Here is a 21,339-nt window from a genome sequence, read left to right as displayed (position 1 = left end):
TAACCGGAGGAACGTCGAGGCCGATGACCTCGGCCGATCTGCGCCTTCGACGACGATGATGCGGACCTTCTGAGCTGGCCCGTCGAAGGCGCCATGTAAATGCCGGAGGGCGCTCGAGGGGACCAGCGGGATGGCGACCCGCTCAGAACGGCGCTTCTGCAGCAACTGCAAGGTGTTCGCTACGGTCACTCTATGAACATGCAGCGCGTACACCTTGCTTCTCTCGATGGTGTGCACCTCGAGGCCGCACTTCACCGCGCACCGGCCAACTCGCGCGGGACCGTGGTGCTGGCGCACGGCATCACCGTCGACATGGACGAAGGCGGCATGTTCGTGCGTCTGGCCGACCAACTGGCTCACAACGGCTTCGACGCGCTCAGGTTCAGCTTCCGCGGCCACGGCAACAGCGGTGGTATGCAGGCGGGCACCACTATCGCTGGCGAGGTGCTCGATCTCCAGGCCGCGGTCGAGCACGCGCGCCGTGAGCTCCCTGGCCCGTTGTCGATCATCGCCGCGAGCTTCGGCGCGGTCTCCACATCGCTGTCACTGCCGTGGCTCCAGCACGAGGTCGAAAGAGTCGTCTTCTGGAACCCGGTGCTCGACCTGCACCGCACCTTCGTAGAACCGGAACTGCCGTGGGGCGAGAAGAACTTTAACCGCGAGCAGCAAGAGCACCTGAGTGCCCATGGCTTCCTACTCATCGATGGCGAGTTCCGGCTTGGCCGCATCATGTTCGACGAGTTCAGCCGGTACCAGCCGGCGCAGGAGTTTGTGCGCGACACCCGGCCTGCGCTGGTGGTGCATGGCGATCTGGACAGCTACGTCTCCTACTCCATCGCACGTGATGCCGCGGCCGCGCGGGCGAACTGCGACTTCCGCACCGTCGTCGGCTCAGATCATGGGTTCGATTCGCGGGAGCGCGAGGACGAGGCGATCACGGTGACGGTCGACTGGTTGATGCACGGAAAGTTGGGCACCGCGTGAACATCGAGTCCCTCTACGCGCCGGTCAGCATTGGTGAGACCTCGGTGGTGGGGTCCCACTGCATGATCGGCTATCCGAAGGAAGCGCGAATCAGTGCCGAGCAGAAGATGCCTGGTTCGCCGAAGGTCGGCTCGCGTGTGATCATCGGTGAGCGGTGCCAGCTGGCGAACCAGGTCGTTCTCTACGAAGGCGTGCAGATCAGCGACGGTTGCGTGCTCGAAGACCGCGTGCGGGTCGGCTACGACAGCACCGTCGGTGCTGGGACGCGCATCGCCTACGGGGCCTTCGTCTGCGACCGCGTGACGATCGGCGCGAACGCAGTCGTCGCCGGCTTCGTTTGCGACGGCACGCGGATCGGGGATCGGTCCACCGTGATGGGCGAGCTGGTGCACGAGTACACGCGGCCACACCAAGACTGGTGGGAGGTCGACGAGGATCCGCCCGTGATCGAGGCCGACTCCGTTGTCGGGTTCGGGGCTCGCGTCGTGGGCGGAGTTCGAATCGGCCCGCGCAGCTACGTAGCCGCGGGCGCGGTCGTGACCAAGGACGTGCCACCGGAGCACATCGTGACCGGCGTGAACGAGCACGTGCCCGCCGATCAGTGGAAAGGAAAACGCCTCCAGGGCCTCATCGCGCACTGGCGAGACAGCAGCCCAAGGAAGCTTTAGGGGCCAACGAACTCCGATTCCTCGGTGTCGCTGCCTGCCTCGTCCTTCGGGCGCTGGCGCACGAGTGGTGGCTCGAAGGCCAACGCGCGAAGCCGCCGGGGAAACCGAGCGCGCAGATCGTTGCGCGGGTGGTCGACGTACAGCGCCGGTAGGAACTCGTCCACGGGCACGATCGCGTGCTCCAGCTCGGCCGCCAGTACCGCCCCCAACGCCCTGCGTGTCAGCAAATAGCCGAAGGTGCAGTGGCTGTAGCCCGGCTCCACGAATCCCAGCGAGGCCTCACGATCAGGTTCAAGCGGGAAGCGCCCGAGGTAGAGCAGATCGAACTCCATCTCGGCCTGCGCAAGGCGATCCAGTCCACAGAGGAGTTCAATCAAGAAGTCGCTCGGTAGGACGGCGTCGTCCTCCAGGACAACGATGTACGCCTCGTCGCCGTGCTCGACCGCATCGCGCCAGCAGGCCAGGTGCGCCAGCGCGCAGCCGATCTCCCCGTACTTCAGAGGTCTGTTCCACCACAGGTTGTCCGACTCGACCTGCCACGGGAAGAGCTTGTAGCCCGCAACGTCGAGAGCCTCCCGAGTGAGGCTCCGGCCGTCGAACGGGCCGGTCCAGTCCGAGGTGAAGGTGACGTCGAGCTCGGGAGGCAACGTCTGTTGGATCCACCTGCGGCGATCCTGCCGTCGAGGCAGGTTGATCACGTAGCACCGCAGGTCCGCGGGAGTGATCACGACGAAGCGCGACTGGTCGCCGGGTAGCGGATGGTGTTGTCGACGACAACGGTGAAGGGGTCGTTCGCCGTTCGGGCGAGGACCAGCAGTGGTTCGACCGCGCTGAGGTCCGGTACGTCGATCAAAGCACCGACTCGGCGTGCTTCGGTCACGAGCACGAAGTCGTCGAGGCCGACGAGATCGGTGATGTAGTCGGCACTGCGTGAGCCGCGGTCCGGTTCGAGCAGGCACCGCGCGGCGCCCAGGACGCCGAGGGTCAGGCAGCCGCCGAACAGGAAGACCGTCGTGCCGTTCGCCAGGGTGAGGCGGGTGAGAACCGCCAAGTCCTGCAGCAGTTCCTGCTTCGCCGTCCAGTGCGGGCCGATCGTCAGACCGAGCGCCGGCAGGACGAGCGGGTCGTCCTCGCCCAGCGCGTGAGGCTCGAAGTAGAACGGGAGCATCGGGAGGAACTCGCGGAAGGTCGCGTTCCACGGCGGTCCGCCGACCACGCAGAGCACGTCGGCCTGGGTGTCGTAGTACTCGGACGGCGCGAAGTCGCGGACGACCACGTCCGGACTCAGCTGCGCGAACCGAGTGCGGAGGTAGATGAGGGTGTCGAGATCCGCGAACTTCGCGTAGCGGAGGTAGTTGCGATCAGCCGGCGTCGCGTACTCGGGACGTTCGTCTTCTGGGATCTCGGAGCACACGATGTCGACGCGCGCCCCGGCCATCAAACGCCAGAAAGTGGGCAGGCTCGCTCCGGTCGTCCCGGCCAGAGCCTCAACTAGTTGTTCATCCGTCGCTTGCTGTTCGGCGAGCAATACGTAGACGAGCGTCTCCAAGGCCTGATCAGCACGGCGGCGCACCGTCTTCGCGGCGCACCCCAGCTTCTGTGCCAACGACTCCTGCCTCTCGGTGAGCGTCGGGTGTTCGTGCTCGCCGTCGAGATTGAAGTCGACCTCGACGTGTGCGCGCTGATCCGCGGACAACTGGGCGACCCCGCGCTCGATCGCGGCGACGAGCCTGCCGACCTCCTCAGCGGAGTCCAGTGCATCGCCACGAGATCCGCCGAGATGAGCGCGAACCTCCGGCGTGAGCGCGGTCAGCACCGAGGTAGGACGCGCCAGAGCAGCTCCTTTGCGAAGGCGGAGCATGCTCTCTCGCAGAGAGGCTGCGGACAGTGATCGAGCGGACACCACCTGTCCAGAATATGTCCATGTGGCCACCGCAATGACCAGGAACACGGGCAAGGCGTGGCCTGGTGGATCACCGTGATCGACAGCATCCTCGACTACGGCAGCGCGAAAGGCCTTGGTGAAACTCGGAGGAAGGACATTCGCATGACCGCAGTCGCAATCCGGCTTCGCGACCCTCGAACCCTCGTCTCGCTGGAGGTCTGGGCGCGGCTGGTCAAGCTGATCATGCGCGACCACGACCTGGACTTCGACCTGGCAGAGCGCACACTTGGGCAAACCCTGGCCTACCTCGTGACATCCGCCGAGAACCCCGGGACAACGATGGGCCCGACGCCAGCCGTCGACCTCGGCATCCACACTTTCGTGCTGGACACGCCTCGCTACATCCAGTTCTGCCAGACGTACGCTGGCACCTACATCCATCACGTGCCCGTGCTGGACGAGGAGCTCGACTCCCAGTCAGCACAGGTGCTGCGGGACACAATCGAAGCCATCCGGAATTCGGGATTCCAACCTGACCTCGAGTTGTGGCAGGTCACGGCCTTGGACTCCAGCAGGTGCACTCAGTGCCACGCGGGCTGTCACGACAGCCCCAAGCCGTGAATCGACCCCAGCGAACGAGGAATGTTGCAAGAGATCACGCCAGCCGGCGCCTGGGAGCGCTTTGCCACCAGGGCAACGCCCCGCCGTGCCACTAACGCCGCCGGTGCGACCACATGGCTGAACTGGACCCCATATCCGGATCACGGGCCGGACGAGACGATCCTCGGTGACGTGCGGGGCAAACGCGTCCTGGAACTGGGGTCCGGCTCAGGAGCCAACCTCGCTCACCTCGCAACGCTCGGTGCTCGATGCACGGGGGTGGACATCGCGCCCTCCCGCACGACAACCGCTGAGCTGCGCTGGGGCCGCGGTTCCGACTTGGAGTTCGTCACCCAGGAAGCGGCGGACTATCTCAGGGAGTCAGCCGACCACTTCGACATCGTCATCTCGATCTTCGGAGCGACCTGGTTCACAGACCCGACAATGCTCCTTCCCCTGATCTGCAGGCGACTCGCTCCAAACGGCCTGCTCATCTTCTCCCACAACGACGAGCAATCAGCCGCAGACGAACCACAGCACGCCATCAAGAAGTGGAACCTCTCAGGACAGCGCTGGGTGGATTCACTGCACGACGCAGGCTTCGCCACCGCTGCCTTCGAGATCGTCCCACCCCCGCAGGCGGACCTACCCGGAACCCTGCTAGTTCGCGGTACCGCACCTTCGATCTGATCTTCTGCCTGCCACGTAGCTCGGCCAACTCGAGCAGCCTGGCAGGCAGTTCGCGTTGTGAGCGGTCACGAGTCACGACATCAGAGTGCGGCCGCATCTGACGGCCCGCCGTTGACCGCCCACATCCTGAACTGAGTCCAGGCACACCCACTGAACGGCAGGCGGCCTTCCTGGGGTGCCTTGGAGTCGCGAACCTGCGCTTGGGCAGGTCCGAACCTGACCTCAACGCACGCGCTTTCCTTCGGCTGGCTGTAGGAAGACTTGAACCAGGGCGTGAAGCTGATATCAGACGACACTGTTGGGTCGTTCATCTCGTACACCGGACCTTCCGCCGTTGCCGTCACCAAACGTCACGACGGCAGCGGGCCACCCACGAACGCGAGGAAGTTCGCTGCCTGATCCGACTCAAGCGCGACCTTCTCTTGCTCCTCCCAGAGGCCTTGATACTTCTTCACGATCTTCGGCTCGGGCAGGACCGCCTGCTCGTCGTAACGCTCAACGTAGACGAGGTTCAAGGCGGGGTCAGCCCCATATGTGACGAGGTGGTAGTCACTCTCCTGAGCCGGGTAGAACCCGTGACTGAAGGGGACCCACCGGACGTGCACGTTGGGGAGTCTCACAACCTCGGCCAGCCGAGTGAGCTGCCCCGCCCAGACACCTGTGGCGTCCGAGATGAGGCTTACCCGCGCGAGCGCGGCCTGATCGATGATGAACTCGAACCGCCGTTCCTGATTCAGAAGCGCTTCCTGGCGTCGGACGCGAAGATCTACTAGCCGGTCGATCTCGTCCACAGCCACACCTGCGACTGCCATGAGGTAGCGCATCAATTCAGGCGTCTGGAGCATGCCAGGCAACAGCATGCTCGCCTTGCACCGGATCACCGTGGCCGTGCGCTCCATGTCGACCAGCTTGCGCATCGGCTCGGACTTGAACTTCCAGCGAAGGTCAGACTTCGGAATCTGCGCGGATCCCAGTTCGGCGTGCCAGGCGATCTCGTCCCAGACTTGGGCCTCACCACCCAGTGCCGCCCTGAGCTTGTCGAGGGCATCGGCCGTGAAGAGCTTCTGACCACGCTCCAGATCAACTTGCGTCGGCTGGCTCCAGCCACACGCCGCAGCGACCTCTCGCTGAGTGGTCTCACCACGCAGCGCTTCGAGCAATCGCCCGCACTGGATGTTGTGAATGAAGGCTGGCATCTCCACAGGCGCCATGCACACATCTCCTGAACTCAACACCAAAACCTGCCCGATGCTACAGACAGTAGCAGCCGCTTGTTCACTAGAACGGGGCATTATCAGACTCTGATATCAGACTGTATCGTCCCTACCTGGCCCCAGAACAGCTAGGCATTTACAGCGGAGCGCGCGGGATGATCACTGATATCAAGCAACGTGCGGCAGTCACGCCGTTCAGTTGTGATCACCTGCTCCACAAGCGTTCGCCGGTAGAGCGGCTCGCCGGGAGAAGGGTGCGTCGTTGCCGTCACCCGTTCCTCAGCGACACGGCTATGCCGCCATCCGACACCGGCGAGCGGGCGCGTCACGGCCGGTCGACCCCGCGACCGGCCGTGGCGCCGCTTCCTCGATCAGGCCTGGCTCACTTGACGAGAAGAGGCGTGCACATGGCGCAGCCGAAGAAAGCGGTTCGAGTCGTTGTGGTTCTGGCCTTCGCGGAGGCATCGGTGCTTGCGCGGGCCGCTGTGACGGTCACGTCGGCGCTGGACTGCCGGGAAGTCAACGCCGCGGAGGCGGGTCTCCGCACGTTCCGCAGCGCAGTCGCCCTGGCCATCTCGCGGTCCTCAAGCGAGGTCGTGGTCGATCACACCGAGGCCAACGAGAAGCAGCCGCGTCGCGCGAGCTAGCCGAGGAGGGATTCAGCGATGGGCAACGAGGTCCTGTTCGCCGAGCTACGCCGGCGCTTCGAAGACCATCTCGACCTGCTGGCGCGGGTCGCCGCGGAAGCAGACGCCGAATCGGCTCTGCGGATCTTGCGTCGGGAGGTTCCGTGTCTGGTGGCTGCGCTTCGCGAGCTCGCCGACGAACACCAGCCTGACGAAAGCGGTAGCTGCAGGAAGTGTCGCAGCGGCCCGTTCTGGCGCAGAGTGCCGGCCCCCTGCCGAATGCTGCTCAACGTCCACCTCGCGGTCGGATCGTCGACCGCGACGACACGGGACCGCGTCGACTGGGCTCCACGTCGACACAGGTTGAAGGGCCCCGCAGCAGCCTGAGCATCGAGTTCACATCTTCTGTTCTTCCTACTGAGCAAGGAAAAACCATGCCCAAGAGGTACTCGACTGTGCGCGGCCGTGAGTTCGGCGCGGGCATGCGAACGGCCATCGCACACAGCGGCATGACCGCTCGGCAGATCGCCGCCGTCATGGACTGGCAGGAAGCCAAGGTGTCGGACATGCTCACCGGCAGGGGCGGCGTCACCTTGATGGAAGTCGCGATGTTCCTGAGCGTCTGCCGCATTCCAGGAGCAATGCGTGATCATCTTCTCGGCTTGTTCCCGCTGCTGGATGTGCAGGGTCTATGGCAGCTACACGGCGAGCACTCGCCGATCTGGTCGCGCACTGCCCACGCGCACGTCGACGTGGCCAAGACCCTGGTGAGCTGGGATTCGCACGCAATACCGCTGCTGCTACGCACCCCCGAGCACATGCGCGCGATTCTGGCCGCGTCGCCGCTCGTCCCAGCGAACGAGCTGGACGACCGGTTGCGCGCGTTCGAGGAGTTGCTGCAATTGCGCGGCTCAGTCCACAACTGTGCCTTCTACCTCCGCGAATCAGCACTCCGCTCGCAGGTCGGCAGTCTGGAAGAACACCTCTCCCAACTGCACCGGATCAAACATCTGGCAGGCGAGGCAGGGATCACGATCAAGGTCGTGCCTCAGGCGGTCGGCGCACCTCCCGGCATGGCCGGACCGTTCACGCTGCTCAAGTTCAAAGAGGCCGCCTACGCACCCATGGTGTGGACGGAGACCGAGAACTCCAGCCTCTTCAACGAGGACCCTTCGTCCGTCAAGGGCATCGAGACCGTGGTGCGAGGGCTCGATGCCGTCAGCTTGAACCCAAAAGAGTCCACGCGGCTGATCACTCTTCTCCTGGCAGAAGAAGAGTGATCAGCGCCAAAAATCAGTCAGAACGAACAGCTCCCCTGCCGTAGCTGGGTTTGCGGCCTCCAACGGCAGCCCAGCGGGACCAACCGACGAAAGCGAAGAGAGTGAAGACCAAGACTGGAAAGCCCGAGCTGCAGACCGCAGCCGTCGGCTCCGTGGCAGCGCAGCTGAACGAAGCGATACGTAGGGGAACTCGGGAAGAGCGCAGGATCCGACGAGCCGTTCAGGTCGCCGTAGACAAACGACTCGCCTTCGGACCAAGGCAAATTCCCTTGTGGGCAAGGATCATCCTCTTCGTGGAGATCGTGGCCTGCGGCTCTGCCCTCGTCGTCTGGATCGGCGATCGAGACTGGGTGGCGTGTGTGCTCATCGTCTCGCTGACGATCTTCGGGCTCTTCCTCCTCGACCACGTATGGCGCATGCAATCGCGCGAGAATTCCCTGAAGGCCGGGCTGTACACCGCAGCAACCGAAAGCCCTGCGAACTCCGCCGGGGCGCCCGCGACGGCTCCACCGGCTGACCAGCACAGTCGTTGATGCCCAAGGATTTCCGGCCCACAGCGCTCGAACGCGCCATCGGCCGCAAGCTCAAGGCCTGGCGGAACGAGCACGACCTCAGTCTCACCGAAGCCGGGGTACGTGCTGGCTTCAGCGGCGCCAAGTTGTCGCAGATGGAGAACGCGATGCAACCGTCGGCGACGCTGGACATCATGGCGCTGGGCTACGTCTACAGAGTGTCGAAGCCCACGTGGCAGCTCGTGGTCAACCAGGCCGAACACTCCACGAGGCTCAGACAGACCACGAACTGCGACAAGCTCTTCGAGCCAGCCGAAGACCTTCCACTTCTTCTCGCCGAGGCGACCTCGGCGAGAATTTTCAGCACGGACAAGGTCCCGAGCATCTTCCAGCTCGCCGACTACACCTCTGCGGTCACGCACCGGGACAACCCCGTAGATGCCACATCAGCAGCTCGGATGCGGGAAGTATGGGCGTCACGGGTGAGCACAGAAGATCCGCTCAAGGTTCAGGCGGTCTTTCCGGAAGCGGTGCTCAGGCAGGTTGTAGGCGGGTATCTCTTGCTGAGAGCGCAGCTGCTCCACCTCATGGAGGTGAGCGAGCTGCCGGACGTGAGCGTTCGCGTCGTCCCGCACGCGGCAGGTGCGTATCCGGCGATGGGCTGCCCTTTCACCTGCCTGAGCTTCCCGCACCGGCAGCACGACGACATCGTGTACGCGGAGACGTTCCTGCGCTCCGAGTACATCGACGACCAGCAGCAGCTTGACGCGGTGGCCACGCGCTTCGCGGCGCTGTGGGACCTGGCGCTCGACGACAGCGAGTCGCAGGAGTTGATCGCCGAGGCCGCAGCGCGATGATGGGGTCACGTCACCGCGTCCGCGACTCCGTCACCAAGCTTCCCGCCTGATCGATCAGACCCTCGGCTGCCTGAGCGAGCACCGCTGGTTGCCGGGCGGTCCGGTCAGGTTCGGGCGCGTGGTGACGTAGTAGGCGTTGACGACCTTGTGCTGACCGTCCCTGAAGAAGGGGAACTGGCCGTGCGGTGGAACGCACGCGGTTCCGGTCGTTCCTGTGCCCCAGTGGAACTTGATGAGGATGAAGCTGTCGCCGCAGTGAAAGTAGCGGGCGGTGAGCTCTCCGACTGGCTGTGGCAGCGGAATGAATCCGCATCCGGGCGGCGGCATGATCTTGGCCGACTGCCCGTCTTGATCGTCGATCATTCCCACCGCGGAGGTGGCGAGCAACATGCCCAGCGCGCTGATCGTTCGTGCGACGGTGCTCTTCATCGACTGAACCCTTCTCGCTGAAGTTCTTGTACGACTTCAGTTTTGAAGCGTCCACACCGGACGGACAAGGCGTCTTCCGTATCGCGGCTACCAGCAGACAGAGGACACCTGACTACAGCGGATCGAGGTAGAGCGTGCCTCCGGCTCGCAGTGTGCTCGCCACGAGCACGTCGTTCGCCAGCTGCATCGCCTTCACGGTCTCGGCTGCACCGGCGGGCGCGTAGCGGAGCGCGGCCACGAGGAACACGATGTCGTCGTCCGGAAGGGCCAGCAACGGGGTCGTGATGCGGTCTGTGCGCACTGGGTACGCCAGCGCCAGACCGAAGTCGCTGTACAGCTCGGGGCCGAGTTCGCTCGCGATCTGGTGCAGAACCGCGGGTGCTGCGGTGCCCGGCACGAGGAGGTTGCACCACGGGTGCGGCGAGTCCCACAGGCCCGCACCGCGGAGCACTGGCTCACCTGCCGCAAGCCGGTTGACGAAGTCCCAGTAGTCAGCCGTCTCGCTGTCCACCTCGCGAAAGAACAGGTCATCCAGATCGCCCGAGCCAGAGGTGGTCTCGACGAAGGACACAGCTTCCAGCTCGGCGACGTCTTCGCCGTCACGGACTTTGAGCTGTCCCTCGACGTAGTCAAACGCATCGGTGACGACCAGGTGCTGCTGGTCTTCGAGCAGTTCCGCGACGGTGCCGTAGCGAAGCCTGTGCCACCTGACCGTGTCGGGCGCTGGCACGAGCCGGAGCCGGGCCCGGGTGATGATGCCGTTGCGCCCTCGGCCCGCGCGCACGGCGTCGAACACGTCCCTGTTCTCCGAGGGACTGCACGAGATGAGCGCGCCTTCTGGGGTGATGACTTCCAGCTCGATGACGTTGTCGGTTTGTGCCCCGTGCTGGTGGCTCGCCCCGCCCAGGCCACCTACCGACAAGGTCCCGCCGACGGTGAGCTCTAGGTAGTCGGTGAGAACCGGTGGCGTCAGGCCGCGCGGCAACGTCGCGTTCAGCACGTCGCTCCACCGCGCTCCCGCGTCGACGACGACTGAGTCGGGACCGACATCGTGGATCGCGCCGAGCTGATTCATGTCGACGACAACCCCACCGAGAGCCTGCGCCTGGCCGCCCGTGGAGTGACCCTGACCACGGGGCACGATCCGGAGGCCGTGCTGCCGCGCGAATGCCACCGCTGTGCGGATGTCCGCGGCGTTCGCGGGGCGCAGGACTGCAGCGGGCAGGTGGTGGACGACGTCGCCGTAGTCGCGCGCGGCCCAGCGAAGCGAGTCCTCGTCGGTGTCGAGCGATCCGACCAGTTCGGGCATGGTGTCGAACACCTGGGGCACTAGCCCTCCTCGTTCAAGCTGTTGATCATCTGCTCGCGCAGCCGCGTGGCGGCGGGTTCGGTGTTGCCGGTGAGCAGGTCGGCCGCCGCGGACCAGGCTCGGTGCGCGGCCGCTGGTTGCCGCGGTCGGCGTGCAGATCGCCGATGCGGCTGTAAATGTGGGCTTGGCTCCAGACGTCGCCGACTCTGCCGAAGGTCTCCAGCGCGTCGTGGAGATGCCGGAGCGCGAGCTCGTGCTCGCCTTCCGATTCGGCGAGGCCTGCCAGTAGCCCGGACGCGCACCCTGACGACATGAAGTCCTCGGCGTCGTCGAGGACTTCTCGCGTCCCAAGAAGGAGTTCGCGAGCTTCTCCGACCGATCCGAGAGCAGCGCGGGCCATGGCGAGGTGCGCGGTCGCCACTGAGTGCTGCCAGACGTCGCCGACCTCGGCGCTGATCTCCCTGGCGGTCTCGCAGTGGGCGAACGCGGCGTCGAAGTCGCCGGCCTGGCAGAGCGCACGGCCGAGGCCGACGTGCCCGATGGCAAGTCCTCCGCGGTCGCCCAGCTCGGCGCGGATGGTCATCGCCTCCTGGTAGAGCCCAATCGAAGTCTCTGCGGTGCCGGCGTCGATCCCGGCATCGCCCAGTGTTTCCAACATCCAGGCCTCGGCGTCGCGGTGTCCACCCCGGCGGGCCATCGCCAGCGCGTCGTGCAGCGCGGGAACCCACCACGACCAGGCCCGGCGGTGGAACAACATCTCGTTGATGACGACCGGCAGGTAGGCGACCGCGGTGATGTTCCACTGCGCGCCGTACCGGACCAGCCGGACGAGCAGCCGCAGCTCGTCCTCGAACCACTTGAGCGCGTCCTGCGTTCTGCGGAACGACAGCGTTGTCAGACCTCGCTCAGGCAGGTCGAGGCGTCGCCGTGGGCGGGAGGGCCAGAGCAGTCGGGTGGCTGCGGCCCCGGTGCACAGGTACGAGTCGACCAGACGTTCCAGGGCAGTCTTGTTGTCCTCCGCCATGTTGCGTTCTCGCGCGAGCTCAAGCGCATAGGAGTGGACGAGGTCGTGCATCACGAACCCGTCTTGACCGGTCTGCTCAAGCAGGTGCACCGCGGCCAACGCCAAGAGATGGCCTTGTGCCTGCGACGGAGGTTGGCCCATGAGCGCGCATGCCGCTTCGACGCGGATCGGACCACCTGGATGCAGTCCCAGCACGCGGAAAGTGGCAGACATCTTCGGTGGCAGCGCGTCGTGCGAGTACGACAGCACGGTCCGCACGGCCAGCGTTTCGTCGACCGCGAAGACGTCCAGCGGTTGGCGGCAGGCGAGCTCATCTGCAAGCGCCTGCAGGGGCATGTTCGGCCAGAGACTCGCGCGCTCGGCCGCGATCCGCAGAGCGAGAGGAAGCCGTCCCGCGTAGTCCGCGATGAGCTGCGCGGCGGTGAGGTTGGTGTCGATCCGCGGTCCGACGACCGACCGAAGCAACTCCTGCGCTTCCTCGAAGGTCATCGGCTGCAGGGTGATGCGAATGGCGCCTTCGCGGACCACCGCGCCCGACAAGCGGTTGCGACTGGTGACCACCGCCAACGATGGTGCCGAGCCCGGCAGCAGCGGGCGGACCTGGCCGTCGTCCACGGCGTTGTCCAGCACGACGAGCGTGCGAGTTCCTTCCAGCAGAGTCCGGTAGAGCGCTGCCCGCCCCGCAAGGTCGCCCGGAATCTCTGCCGGGGTGACGCCGAGCGAGCGCAGGAATCCGGCGAGAACGACCGCGGGATCTTCCGGTGGATCCGCCGAATAACCCCTCAGGTCGGTGAAGAGCACGCCGTCGGGGAACTCCTCGGCGATCGAGTGGGCCCAGGTGACGACGAAGGCGGTCTTGCCGACGCCCGCCGGGCCGTCGAACGCGATCACCCCCTCGTGTGTCGCAAGGGCTTCCTCAGCTTCCTTGATCAGCTCGTTGCGCGGAACGAAGCGCCGCACCGCGACAGGGAGTTGCGCTGGGCGCACCCGATCACGAGCTGACCGTGCGCGTGGCCTGGGCACCGCCAGTTCGACCAGCTGACCGCCGGCCTGGAGGGCCCGGTCGATGGCCGCGGCGATGTCCGTTCCCGGCACGTTGCGATGGTTCTCGAGGTTGCCGAGGTAGCTCTTGCTGACATTCGCCTCACGACTCAGGTCTGTGAGCGACTTTCCCCGTTCAAGGCGCAGAGCCCTCAAACGTCCCCCGAACGTTTGTGAACCCGCGTCACCTTCTGTCTGTTCCAGTCTTCCGCTCATCCGAAGACACCCCTCCCCTGGCGATCTCCCCAGACCTCGGCCAACACTGAACTTCGATGGGCAATCACGCGCAGTGGAAGCTGTTGATCCAGGAGGTGATCGTATGTGGACAGCCTCCAAACTCGTCCGGTATTCCGGGCAACTCGGCATACGAAGTCACCCGGTCGAACGACAACTTTCGTCGAATAACGACAGCGCGAGGTGACGAAGACTGTCAGCAGAAGGAGTCGTCGAGACACAGTGATCCCCGATCGCCATTGAGGTAGCCCAAAGCCCACCTCAGCACCGCGTTTCAGGGATCAGCTCGATAGCGACAAAGCCAACCCAATCGGACTGATCCGATCGGCCCAGCGTAAGCAACGGCCGCACGCCCGTCAACCGGAGTCGTCACCGAGTGGAGCGCCGCCTTCTACGCTTGAGAATGCGGACCACAGCCGGAACCAGGTCCTGGTAGTGGCCTCCAGCCAGACGCGCGAGCAGGGCGACAACACGCGCGTCGGTTCCGACGAAGACCCGCGCACGGCGGCGCTCCACTCCGCTCAAGACGATGGCTGCGGCAGCCTCGGGCTCAGTGCGAGCAACACGCTTCTCGAAGCCGCGGACGACCGCCTCACGATTCTCCCTGGCCGCGAAGAGTCCGTTGCGGACGATCGAGGTTCGAACACCACCGGGGAACACGCACGTCACCGAGATCCGGCTGCCGGCAACAGCCAGCTCTTGACGCAGTGACTCGCTGAACCCGCGGACCGCGAACTTCGACGCGTTGTAGGCGGAGTACTTCGGCAAAGCGACCAGCCCGAACGCGCTGGAGAACGTCACGATCCGACCACCCGCCGCCTCGGCGAGGAACGGCAGGTGCGCCTTGACCGTGTACATCAGCCCTCGCCAGTTCACCGACATGACGCGTTCCACGTCCGCGACTTCGGACTCCGCCAGACTTCCCCGATGGATGATCCCTGCGACAGCGAACACGGAGTCGACGCCACCCAGCTCGGAGTGGGCCACACCGGCAGCGGCCGACATCGCACCCCAGTCGGTCACGTCAACGACCTGAGCGACAGTTCGCGCCCCCAGCCCTTCGCAACGACGGACCGTCTCCTCCAGCGCATCCTGGTCGTGATCGAGCAGCGACAGCCTCGCTCCGCGCCGAGCGAGTTCGACCGCGAGCGCGTACCCGATCCCGGCGCCAGCACCGGTGATCACGGCCACCTTGTCCTTGAAGCAGCTCACGAACCAGCACCTTCCCCGCGTCCGGCGACTCAGCCGACCTTCCCACGATCAGGCTTGCTCAGGGTGACGAGCGCCGCCGTGGTGTGCTGATCAAGAGCCATGAGCGCGGCGGAGACGGCCACCGCCAGCCAGCCGCCGTCTTCCCCGCGAAGCCGTAGGACTGCCATGGCACGTCCACTTGAAGCCAGTTCCCGGGACATGGTCACCGCCGAGCGCAAGTCCTCCCTGTGCACTGCGGGCGGGTGCGACGCGCCGAGGGTCCACGCGACGCCGGGCATCGGGTTGTCGAGCCACTTGAGCAAGCGCATCGTGCGCAGATCGACGATGGCCCTCCAGCGACCAGGTGTCGCCTCCGCGGCGAGAACCTGTTGGGCGAGCAGGACAGGCATCGAGGGCGGCGCGGCCGGCACGCTCTCCGCCGGACCGATGTCGTGGGTGATCCCTCGGACGACCAACTCACTCCTGCCGCCGGTCGTGGCCACCTCGACGCAACGGCACGCGAAGTGCACCGCGCGCCGGACACCGTCCCCGCGGTTCACCGTCCACGTCGCCGCGTGCTCCGCGCCAGCCTTCGCGTTGACGATCAGCGCCAGCGCCTTGGCCTCGTCCGAGTTCGTCTGAAGCCGCTGATACGCGAAGAGCTCCGCGAGGTCGTGCTCGTTCCGCCACGCGTCAGGACTCGTCCCGTAGAGCTCCAGGAGGTCGTCGGATCTGCTGCTGACGTGCCGGGTGAGGTTGATGTGCCAGGCGCCCGCAGGGGTGCAAGGCGGCGGCTCTTCGTCCCAAGGCCCCACCCACACATGAGCACCATGGCTGAGTCCGCCGTACGACAACAGCGGGTGCGCGATGACACGACGTTTGCCCGTGGTCGTTCGGACTTCGATCGACTCGCCGCTCTCGACCGCACGCGCGATCACTCCCAGCACGTCGGCAACGAAGGGACCGCGCCCGAGAACGGATCGGATCGACACCATGTTCTTCGGGGTGTCCCCGATGGCCAGCAGCGTCGGTTCTCTGCGGGCACCTCCGAACGTCTCGACCAACAACCAGTCAGCCGCCATCGCTCCGTCCTGCTGATTGAAGATCAATCTGCCCAGTCACACTATCGCCGCCTGGGTGGCCGCACTTGGAACTCTTCCAAACCACCTCAAATCTGCGGCTCGATTCATTCATCCGAGTGAATCACCAAGTAGAGACGAAGACCTGTCTTCTGCGTCTTCTATTCATCTGAAGACGGCGATTGCCTGGCGTTCTGTTGAGGTGCGCTCTAACACTGAACTTCGTCGCCCTCCGGACCCAGCAAGGAGAATTCATGACTTCTCTTCACATAAGGAGGCTCAATGCCCCTTTGGCTGAACTACGGCCTGCTCGGCGCCGTGGCAGGCCCATTCGTGATCGTGTTCAGCAGGGCCATCGCACCTCTCGGCCACGTCGTGCCCAAGACGGTGATCGCTTTCGTGGCGTCGCTGTTGCTGACGGTCGTGCTCATCGAGGTCGCGGAACGCAGGCAGGCAACCGCCGGCGCGCTGGCCTGGCTGGCGATCATCGGTCTGCTTCTCAGCCTGATCGACTGGGCGCACCACCGGCTCCCACACCGCATCGTGGGTGCCCTGCTCGCCGGGGGCTCGGTGCAGCTCGGCTTCGCGGGACTGGTGCAGCACGACCTGTGGCCGTTGGCGCGCGCGGGTGCCGCAGCAGCGGCCGTGTTCGCGTTCATGTTCTTGGTCCACCGGATCTCGCCGTCAGGTCTGGGCTTCGGCGACGTAACGCTGAGCACCACGATGGCGTTCTACCTGGGTTGGTTCGGCTGGCCCTACGTCGCCGCCGGGCTTGGGGCCGCGTTTCTGTCGGCTGGCATCGCGATGTGCGCGTTGCGGGTGACGAAGCTGATCTCACAGGGACAGGCGATCGCGTTCGGGCCCGCGCTGATCTTCGCACCGTTCTGCGTGATCCTTCTGCTCTGACGGAGGTCTGCTGATGTGTCTTCCGCTGCCCGAAGACGATCCGGTCATCGCCCGCGAAGCTCCACGTGCGCTACACCGCGCGTGCGGCGTGCTCGTGCTCATCGTGGTGACCGCTGTTACCGACTATGCGCGCCCCGACACCGGCTTCACGCCAGCTACTCCGCTCGTGGCGGGTGTCTCAAGTCCTGTTTGGAGGCCAAGGTGAAGTTCACCAAATCAGTCTCGGCGACAGTTGCCGGTGTGTTGCTGCTGAGCGCGTGTGAGACGTCTCAGTCCAACGCTCCGGCGACCGTGCAGTCGGCAAACTCACCTACCCCACCGAGCAGGACGGCCACGCCGGAAGAGCAGGCTCTGAACTCGTATCGGCAGATGTGGGCCGCCTTCGCTAACGCCGGCAAGACCTCGGACTGGCAAGCCCCCAGCCTGGGGCAGCACGCCACTGGAACAGCGTTGACCTCGATGTCCCAAAGCCTCTACCGCGACAACACCAGGGGTGTCGTAACCCGTGGCGAGCCCGCGCTCACTCCCTCCGTGCACTCCTTCGAACCGCACGACGCACCGACCAAGGTCATCGTCACCGACTGCGCCGACTCGACGAACGCACTGAAGTACCGCAGCGACAACGGCCAACTCGTCGACAACACACCCGGCGGCAAGCGGCGGATCAACGCCGTCGTCGAGAAGCAGGCGGATGCGACCTGGAAGGTGACGGACTTCGGCGTTCACGAGGTCGGGAGTTGTTGAGCCATGAAGAAAACAGCAACTTTCGCCGTCCTCGCGTCCGTTGCCCTGTGTCTCGGCGCGCCGCCTGCGTCAGCAGACGACATTTGGGGAGGAGCCAGCTGCAGTCAGTCCTCCTCCCCCGGCTGCGAGATCACTGCAGGCGTTCGACCAGACCGCCCGCCGGATCAGGCAGTTGGTTCCACCGGCAACGAAGGCTCGATCGAAGACGCGTTCGCGTGTCGGCACGTACCGGTCGATCGGCCACCTCCACCTGACTCGGCCGCGGAGTCTGGTGGCTGGTTCATGGTGCTGTGCTCGCCGGACGGCAAAGACCCGGACTCGCACGGGCCGGTGTGGATCCCGTCCGGTTCGAGCGCCGAGCCGACGATGTCAGCAGAGCAGGTCGCGCAGATCGCCCGCAAACGTCTTCGGCTGCCCACACCGACCATCAACGCCAGTCCATCTGGAACCCAGTTGGTGCAGCTGCCCACCTGGCTCTGGCTGTCGGGCGGCTGGGCGACCGCTGAGGAGACCGCCTCTGTCCCAGGTGTTTCCGTGACCGCGACGGCGAGGCCGACCTCGGTCATGTGGTCGATGGGCGACGGCAACTCCGTGCACTGCAACGGCCCGGGCACCTCGTACGCCACTGGGACCGACCCGAAGGCGAGCTCGCCTGACTGCGGGCACACCTACCGGCGGACATCGGCCTCCGAACCTGGCCAAGCGTTCGCCGCATCAGCCACCGTGCGGTGGACGGTCACCTGGTCCGGCGCCGGCCAGAGCGGAACGTTCCCCGACCTGACGACCACGAGCGGAAGAGCGTTCCGAGTCGCCGAATCGCAGGCGCTCAACACCGGACGCTGACCAACTCGAACCAAGAACAACCTTCCCATCGCGCGCTGATCACCAGTTGCGACGCGGCGCGCTACCCCTATGCCTGAATCGAGCCGACATGAAGACCACAAGCACTCCACCCTCCACTTCGCACAATTCCCCTTGGCTCGCCAGCAAGCCAAGCGGTATAACGCGACTGCACGGCCGGAAACGCAGCGTCCCGCATCTGATGCTCGGGGTTCTGCTGGCGACCGCCTGCGCTGGAAGCTTCGCGTGGATCTCCCTCACCTCGAACGACCGTCAGCCCGTGCTCGCACTGAGCCGGCCGGTGACGGTCGGGCACGTCCTGACTCAGCAGGACCTGCACCGGGTCAACGTGGCGGTCGAGGTCGGAGTACTCGTCGTGGACGCGGACCGGGCCGGCGACGTCGTGGGCAAGACGATGGCCGTGAGTCTGTCCGCGGGCACGCTGCTCACAACCGACTCGGTGGGCGCTCCGGCGGTTCCGGCTGCGGGACAGTCGATTGCCGCTCTCGCGTTGAAGTCGGGACAGTTCCCCGTCGAGGCCGGACCCGGTGCCCGCGTGGCTGTGGTGCTCGTACCGAACGATGCCGCCTCGTCGCCGGGCTCCCCGGCCACGCAGAGCTGGCCGGGTGTGGTGACCAGCCTGGCCACTCCGTCGAACGAGCAGGTGACCGTGGTGTCGGTGCAGGTGACCGAAGTCGCGGCTCGCCAGATCGCCGCCGTGCCGACAGGACAGCTGGCTCTCGTGCTCCTCTCCGGAGGTGGTCGGTGATGCTGATCGCGGTCCTGAGCCTCAAAGGCTCCCCTGGCGTGACGACCTTCTCCGTCGCCATGGCGGCCCGGTGGCCTGATCCCGCACATGTGCTCCTGGTCGAAGCAGATCCGGCCGGCGGCGACCTGGCGACGCGGTTCTCCCTCCCGCCGTCGCCAGGGCTGCTGAGCCTCGCTGCCGGTCTGAGGACCGGCGGGACCGACCCCTATCTGCCGTGGCAGCACGCGCAGCCTCTGCGCGGCGGGCTGCCGACTCTCACCGCGCCACCTGATGCCGACCAGGCAAGAGCGGCGCTTCTGGCGTTGGCACCGACGTCCGACTCAGCGTTCGGAGTCCTGAGGATCGCGGGCCTCAACCCTGGCAGCGTGGTGGTGGTCGACTGCGGCCGCGTGGGCCACGGTTCCCCCGCGATGGGGATCATCCGCCAAGCCGACGTGCTGGTGCTGCTCACTCGCGCGGACGCCGACCACCTCTCACACCTTGCTCGCAAGCTGGCGGAGATCGGGCGATGGGCACCGAGAGCGGTACTCCTGTTGGCTGGCAACGGCCACTCAGTGCCGGACGTCGCCCGCGAGCTCGGTGTCACCCCGCGGGGACGTGTCCCGCACGACGCCCGAGGCGCATCAGTCCTGTGTGGACGGCCGCGTCCCTGGTGGAGCCGCAGCGGCCCCGCACACTCCGCACTCGGCAGGTTCGCCCACAAGATGGCGTGCTCACTCGCCTCCACACCGGCACTCCCGCTTCGTCATCAAGCCTTCTCGTTGCCTGGGCTCGAAGAATCCCGGGGTACGCGGGGCGGTGTCACGCCATGACGACGTCCCCGGCGCCGGACGACAATGCGGTCTCCAGGCTGCGGCAACGGCTGCGCGAGACCCTCGGCGCAGAGCTTCCTCGTCGGCTGGGCGCTGCTCACGGCAAGTCCGGCGTGGTGAGTGAAGCACGGCGACGGCTAGCTCAGCCGATCGTCGACGACGCGCTCCGCATGCACAACGAAGCCGAGTTGACCGCCAACCACGGTCTGCTGCTGCCCGAAGTCGAGCAGCAGATCGTCGATGAGGTCCTCAACGAGTTCTTCGGTCTGGCAGGTCTGCAACCGCTCCTGGACGACCCCACGATCGAGACGATCAACGCGAACCGGTTCGACAAGGTCATCGTCCAGCACACCGACGGCCGCCGGGCGCACGTCCCACCCATCGCGTCGTCCAACGAGGAACTGACGGATCTCGTCCGGCTGCTCGCGGCGCGCGCGTCCAGCCAGGAGCGCCGGTTCGATCTCGGTTCCCCCGCGGTCAACCTTCAGCTACCCGGCGGCGAGCGCTTGTTCGCGGTGATGGGTCTGACCCAGAACGGCGTGACGTCGCTGTCGATCCGCCGGCACGGCTATCTGACGGCCACGCTCCCGGAACTGCGCGAGCGCGGAACGATCGATGCCGGCCTGCGCGAGTTCCTGCGCGCACTCGTGCGGGCCAGGAAGAACATCCTCATCACCGGCGGTGCCTCGGCGGGGAAGACCACCTTGCTCCGGGCGCTCGCGTCGGAGATGGATCCGATGGAACGCCTGGTCACCATCGAGGACGCCTTCGAACTCGGACTGGAGCGCGATCCGAACATCCACGCGGACGTGATGGCGTTGCAGTCCCGGGATCCGAACGTCGAGGGCGCGGGCGAGGTCTCCCAGGCTGAGCTGGTGCGCTGGGGACTGCGGATGTCTCCGGACCGGGTGATCGTCGGCGAGATCCGCGGGCCTGAGGTGATCCCGATGTGCAACGCCATGTCCCAGGGCAACGACGGGTCGATGGCCACGCTGCACGCGTCCAGCTCCCGCATCGCCTTCACGCGTCTGGCTTCCTACGCCGCCCAGGGCGCCGAACGGCTGCCACTCGAGGCCACCGCCCTCATGGTGGCCGGCGCAGTGCATTTCGTGGTGCACGTGGTCCGCGGCACCGACCAGACGACTCGTGTCGTCTCCTCGATCCGCGAGGTCGTCGACGCCGACGGAGTCCAGGTCGTCTCCAATGAGGTCTACCGGCCCGGCCCCGGCCGGCGCGCTCTGCCCGTTCCCGGAGCGCTGCGCACGGAAACACTCGACGACCTCGTCGACGCCGGCCTGGATCCGGTCGTCCTGGAGAACCCCGAAGGGTGGTGGCCGAGGTGATCCACTCCACCGGACTCGCAGCACTTCTCGGAACAGGTGTAGGGCTGGGTCTGATCCTGCTCGTCATCGGCTGGCGGGGAACCACCAGTCGTCAACTCCCCCGCGCTCGCCCACACCAGGATCCCGTTCACCGACAACGACTCCTCGTCCGCATCGGCCTCGCCACGACCGTCGGTGTGGGCTCCGGACTCGTCACCGGGTGGCTAGCCGGAGGGGTCCTCGCGGGACTTGCCTGCTGGGCACTTCCTCGGCTGCTCCACGGTGATCTAGGCGAGAAGCGGCGAGTCGCACGGGTCGAGGCG

Annotated in this window: 24 protein-coding genes; 15 read left to right on the top strand and 9 right to left on the bottom strand. The window is 65.9% G+C overall.

All coding sequences use genetic code 11. The features are described from left to right. The first annotated feature begins 192 nt into the window (after positions 1-192). Positions 193-984, top strand: coding sequence for an alpha/beta hydrolase (locus tag JNUCC0626_RS48715; RefSeq protein WP_394617398.1), 792 nt, complete (start codon positions 193-195; stop codon positions 982-984). Next, positions 981-1,652: a DapH/DapD/GlmU-related protein gene (locus JNUCC0626_RS48710; protein WP_394617397.1), complete on the top strand. Its 672-nt coding sequence runs from the start codon at positions 981-983 to the stop codon at positions 1,650-1,652. The genes JNUCC0626_RS48715 and JNUCC0626_RS48710 overlap by 4 nt, the downstream gene beginning before the upstream one ends. On the opposite strand, the gene JNUCC0626_RS48705 is transcribed toward JNUCC0626_RS48710, so the two are convergent. After that, positions 1,649-2,380, bottom strand: a complete 732-nt coding sequence (locus JNUCC0626_RS48705; protein ID WP_394617396.1) for a glycosyltransferase family 25 protein — start codon at positions 2,378-2,380, stop codon at positions 1,649-1,651. The genes JNUCC0626_RS48710 and JNUCC0626_RS48705 overlap by 4 nt on opposite strands. After that, positions 2,377-3,513 (bottom strand): hypothetical protein, encoded by a 1,137-nt coding sequence (locus JNUCC0626_RS48700; RefSeq protein ID WP_394617395.1) that lies wholly within the window; start codon positions 3,511-3,513, stop codon positions 2,377-2,379. Before JNUCC0626_RS48700 ends, JNUCC0626_RS48705 begins: the two co-directional genes overlap by 4 nt. Positions 3,514-3,630: 117 nt before the next feature. Between JNUCC0626_RS48700 and JNUCC0626_RS48695 the strand changes: the two genes are divergently transcribed. After that, positions 3,631-4,158, top strand: coding sequence for a glycine-rich domain-containing protein (locus JNUCC0626_RS48695; protein ID WP_394617394.1), 528 nt, complete (start codon positions 3,631-3,633; stop codon positions 4,156-4,158). 21 nt (positions 4,159-4,179) lie between these two features. Beyond that, on the top strand, positions 4,180-4,827 hold the full coding sequence (locus JNUCC0626_RS48690; protein WP_394617393.1) for a class I SAM-dependent methyltransferase: 648 nt from the start codon (positions 4,180-4,182) through the stop codon (positions 4,825-4,827). 80 nt (positions 4,828-4,907) lie between these two features. Here the strand turns inward: JNUCC0626_RS48690 and JNUCC0626_RS48685 are convergent, their stop codons facing one another. Together JNUCC0626_RS48685 and JNUCC0626_RS48680 are read right to left on the bottom strand one after the other, a co-directional pair. Further along, positions 4,908-5,138 carry a DUF397 domain-containing protein gene (locus tag JNUCC0626_RS48685; RefSeq protein ID WP_394622264.1) on the bottom strand — a complete coding sequence of 77 codons (231 nt, stop codon included), beginning with the start codon at positions 5,136-5,138 and terminating at the stop codon, positions 4,908-4,910. Positions 5,139-5,177: 39 nt separating this feature from the next. Next, a complete protein-coding gene (locus JNUCC0626_RS48680; protein ID WP_394617392.1) occupies positions 5,178-6,038 on the bottom strand; it encodes a helix-turn-helix domain-containing protein in 861 nt (286 codons plus the stop codon). Positions 6,039-6,448: 410 nt separating this feature from the next. On the opposite strand from JNUCC0626_RS48680, the gene JNUCC0626_RS48675 reads away from it, so the two are divergent. From JNUCC0626_RS48675 to JNUCC0626_RS48655, 5 genes are all read left to right on the top strand, one after another. After that, positions 6,449-6,688: a hypothetical protein gene (locus JNUCC0626_RS48675; protein WP_394617391.1), complete on the top strand. Its 240-nt coding sequence runs from the start codon at positions 6,449-6,451 to the stop codon at positions 6,686-6,688. Positions 6,689-6,706: 18 nt separating this feature from the next. Then, positions 6,707-7,054 carry a hypothetical protein gene (locus JNUCC0626_RS48670; protein WP_394617390.1) on the top strand — a complete coding sequence of 116 codons (348 nt, stop codon included), beginning with the start codon at positions 6,707-6,709 and terminating at the stop codon, positions 7,052-7,054. Between the two features lie 47 nt (positions 7,055-7,101). Further along, the gene (locus JNUCC0626_RS48665; protein WP_394617389.1) at positions 7,102-7,947 is read left to right on the top strand and encodes a helix-turn-helix domain-containing protein; all 846 of its coding nucleotides are present in this window, start codon (positions 7,102-7,104) and stop codon (positions 7,945-7,947) included. A gap of 293 nt (positions 7,948-8,240) precedes the next feature. Continuing rightward, entirely contained in the window at positions 8,241-8,480 is a 240-nt protein-coding gene (locus JNUCC0626_RS48660; protein ID WP_394617388.1) for a hypothetical protein, read from the top strand. Further along, positions 8,480-9,316, top strand: coding sequence for a helix-turn-helix domain-containing protein (locus tag JNUCC0626_RS48655; protein ID WP_394617387.1), 837 nt, complete (start codon positions 8,480-8,482; stop codon positions 9,314-9,316). Before JNUCC0626_RS48660 ends, JNUCC0626_RS48655 begins: the two co-directional genes overlap by 1 nt. A 54-nt stretch (positions 9,317-9,370) precedes the next feature. On the opposite strand, the gene JNUCC0626_RS48650 is transcribed toward JNUCC0626_RS48655, so the two are convergent. From JNUCC0626_RS48650 to JNUCC0626_RS48630, 5 genes are all read right to left on the bottom strand, one after another. Further along, positions 9,371-9,745, bottom strand: a complete 375-nt coding sequence (locus tag JNUCC0626_RS48650) for a DUF6355 family natural product biosynthesis protein (protein ID WP_394617386.1) — start codon at positions 9,743-9,745, stop codon at positions 9,371-9,373. Between the two features lie 112 nt (positions 9,746-9,857). Further along, positions 9,858-11,075, bottom strand: a complete 1,218-nt coding sequence (locus tag JNUCC0626_RS48645) for an FAD-binding protein (protein ID WP_394617385.1) — start codon at positions 11,073-11,075, stop codon at positions 9,858-9,860. Between the two features lie 25 nt (positions 11,076-11,100). Next, the gene (locus tag JNUCC0626_RS48640; RefSeq protein WP_394617384.1) at positions 11,101-13,335 is read right to left on the bottom strand and encodes a helix-turn-helix domain-containing protein; all 2,235 of its coding nucleotides are present in this window, start codon (positions 13,333-13,335) and stop codon (positions 11,101-11,103) included. Positions 13,336-13,722: 387 nt separating this feature from the next. Further along, a complete protein-coding gene (locus tag JNUCC0626_RS48635) occupies positions 13,723-14,565 on the bottom strand; it encodes an SDR family NAD(P)-dependent oxidoreductase (protein ID WP_394617383.1) in 843 nt (280 codons plus the stop codon). Positions 14,566-14,594: 29 nt separating this feature from the next. After that, on the bottom strand, positions 14,595-15,626 hold the full coding sequence (locus JNUCC0626_RS48630; RefSeq protein ID WP_394617382.1) for a GAF domain-containing protein: 1,032 nt from the start codon (positions 15,624-15,626) through the stop codon (positions 14,595-14,597). A 279-nt stretch (positions 15,627-15,905) separates the two neighbouring features. On the opposite strand from JNUCC0626_RS48630, the gene JNUCC0626_RS48625 reads away from it, so the two are divergent. The 6 genes from JNUCC0626_RS48625 to JNUCC0626_RS48600 all read left to right on the top strand — a co-directional run bounded on the left by JNUCC0626_RS48625 (position 15,906) and on the right by JNUCC0626_RS48600 (position 21,037). After that, positions 15,906-16,529 (top strand): prepilin peptidase, encoded by a 624-nt coding sequence (locus tag JNUCC0626_RS48625; RefSeq protein WP_394617381.1) that lies wholly within the window; start codon positions 15,906-15,908, stop codon positions 16,527-16,529. Between the two features lie 459 nt (positions 16,530-16,988). Then, positions 16,989-17,273, top strand: a complete 285-nt coding sequence (locus JNUCC0626_RS48620) for a hypothetical protein (RefSeq protein ID WP_394617380.1) — start codon at positions 16,989-16,991, stop codon at positions 17,271-17,273. A gap of 282 nt (positions 17,274-17,555) precedes the next feature. Then, positions 17,556-18,116, top strand: a complete 561-nt coding sequence (locus JNUCC0626_RS48615) for a hypothetical protein (protein WP_394617379.1) — start codon at positions 17,556-17,558, stop codon at positions 18,114-18,116. A gap of 277 nt (positions 18,117-18,393) precedes the next feature. Next, positions 18,394-18,882 carry a hypothetical protein gene (locus tag JNUCC0626_RS48610; protein ID WP_394617378.1) on the top strand — a complete coding sequence of 163 codons (489 nt, stop codon included), beginning with the start codon at positions 18,394-18,396 and terminating at the stop codon, positions 18,880-18,882. Next, on the top strand, positions 18,882-19,694 hold the full coding sequence (locus tag JNUCC0626_RS48605; protein ID WP_394617377.1) for a chromosome partitioning protein: 813 nt from the start codon (positions 18,882-18,884) through the stop codon (positions 19,692-19,694). The genes JNUCC0626_RS48610 and JNUCC0626_RS48605 overlap by 1 nt, the downstream gene beginning before the upstream one ends. Next, positions 19,691-21,037, top strand: a complete 1,347-nt coding sequence (locus JNUCC0626_RS48600) for a CpaF family protein (RefSeq protein ID WP_394617376.1) — start codon at positions 19,691-19,693, stop codon at positions 21,035-21,037. The genes JNUCC0626_RS48605 and JNUCC0626_RS48600 overlap by 4 nt, the downstream gene beginning before the upstream one ends. Positions 21,038-21,339 lie beyond the last annotated feature (302 nt).

Origin of the sequence: Lentzea sp. JNUCC 0626, assembly GCF_043632865.1 — a bacterium.
In the GTDB taxonomy this organism is placed as follows: domain Bacteria; phylum Actinomycetota; class Actinomycetes; order Mycobacteriales; family Pseudonocardiaceae; genus Lentzea.
The sequence above is the reverse complement of the archived record's forward strand: the minus strand, read 5'-3'. Positions and strand labels throughout refer to the sequence as shown.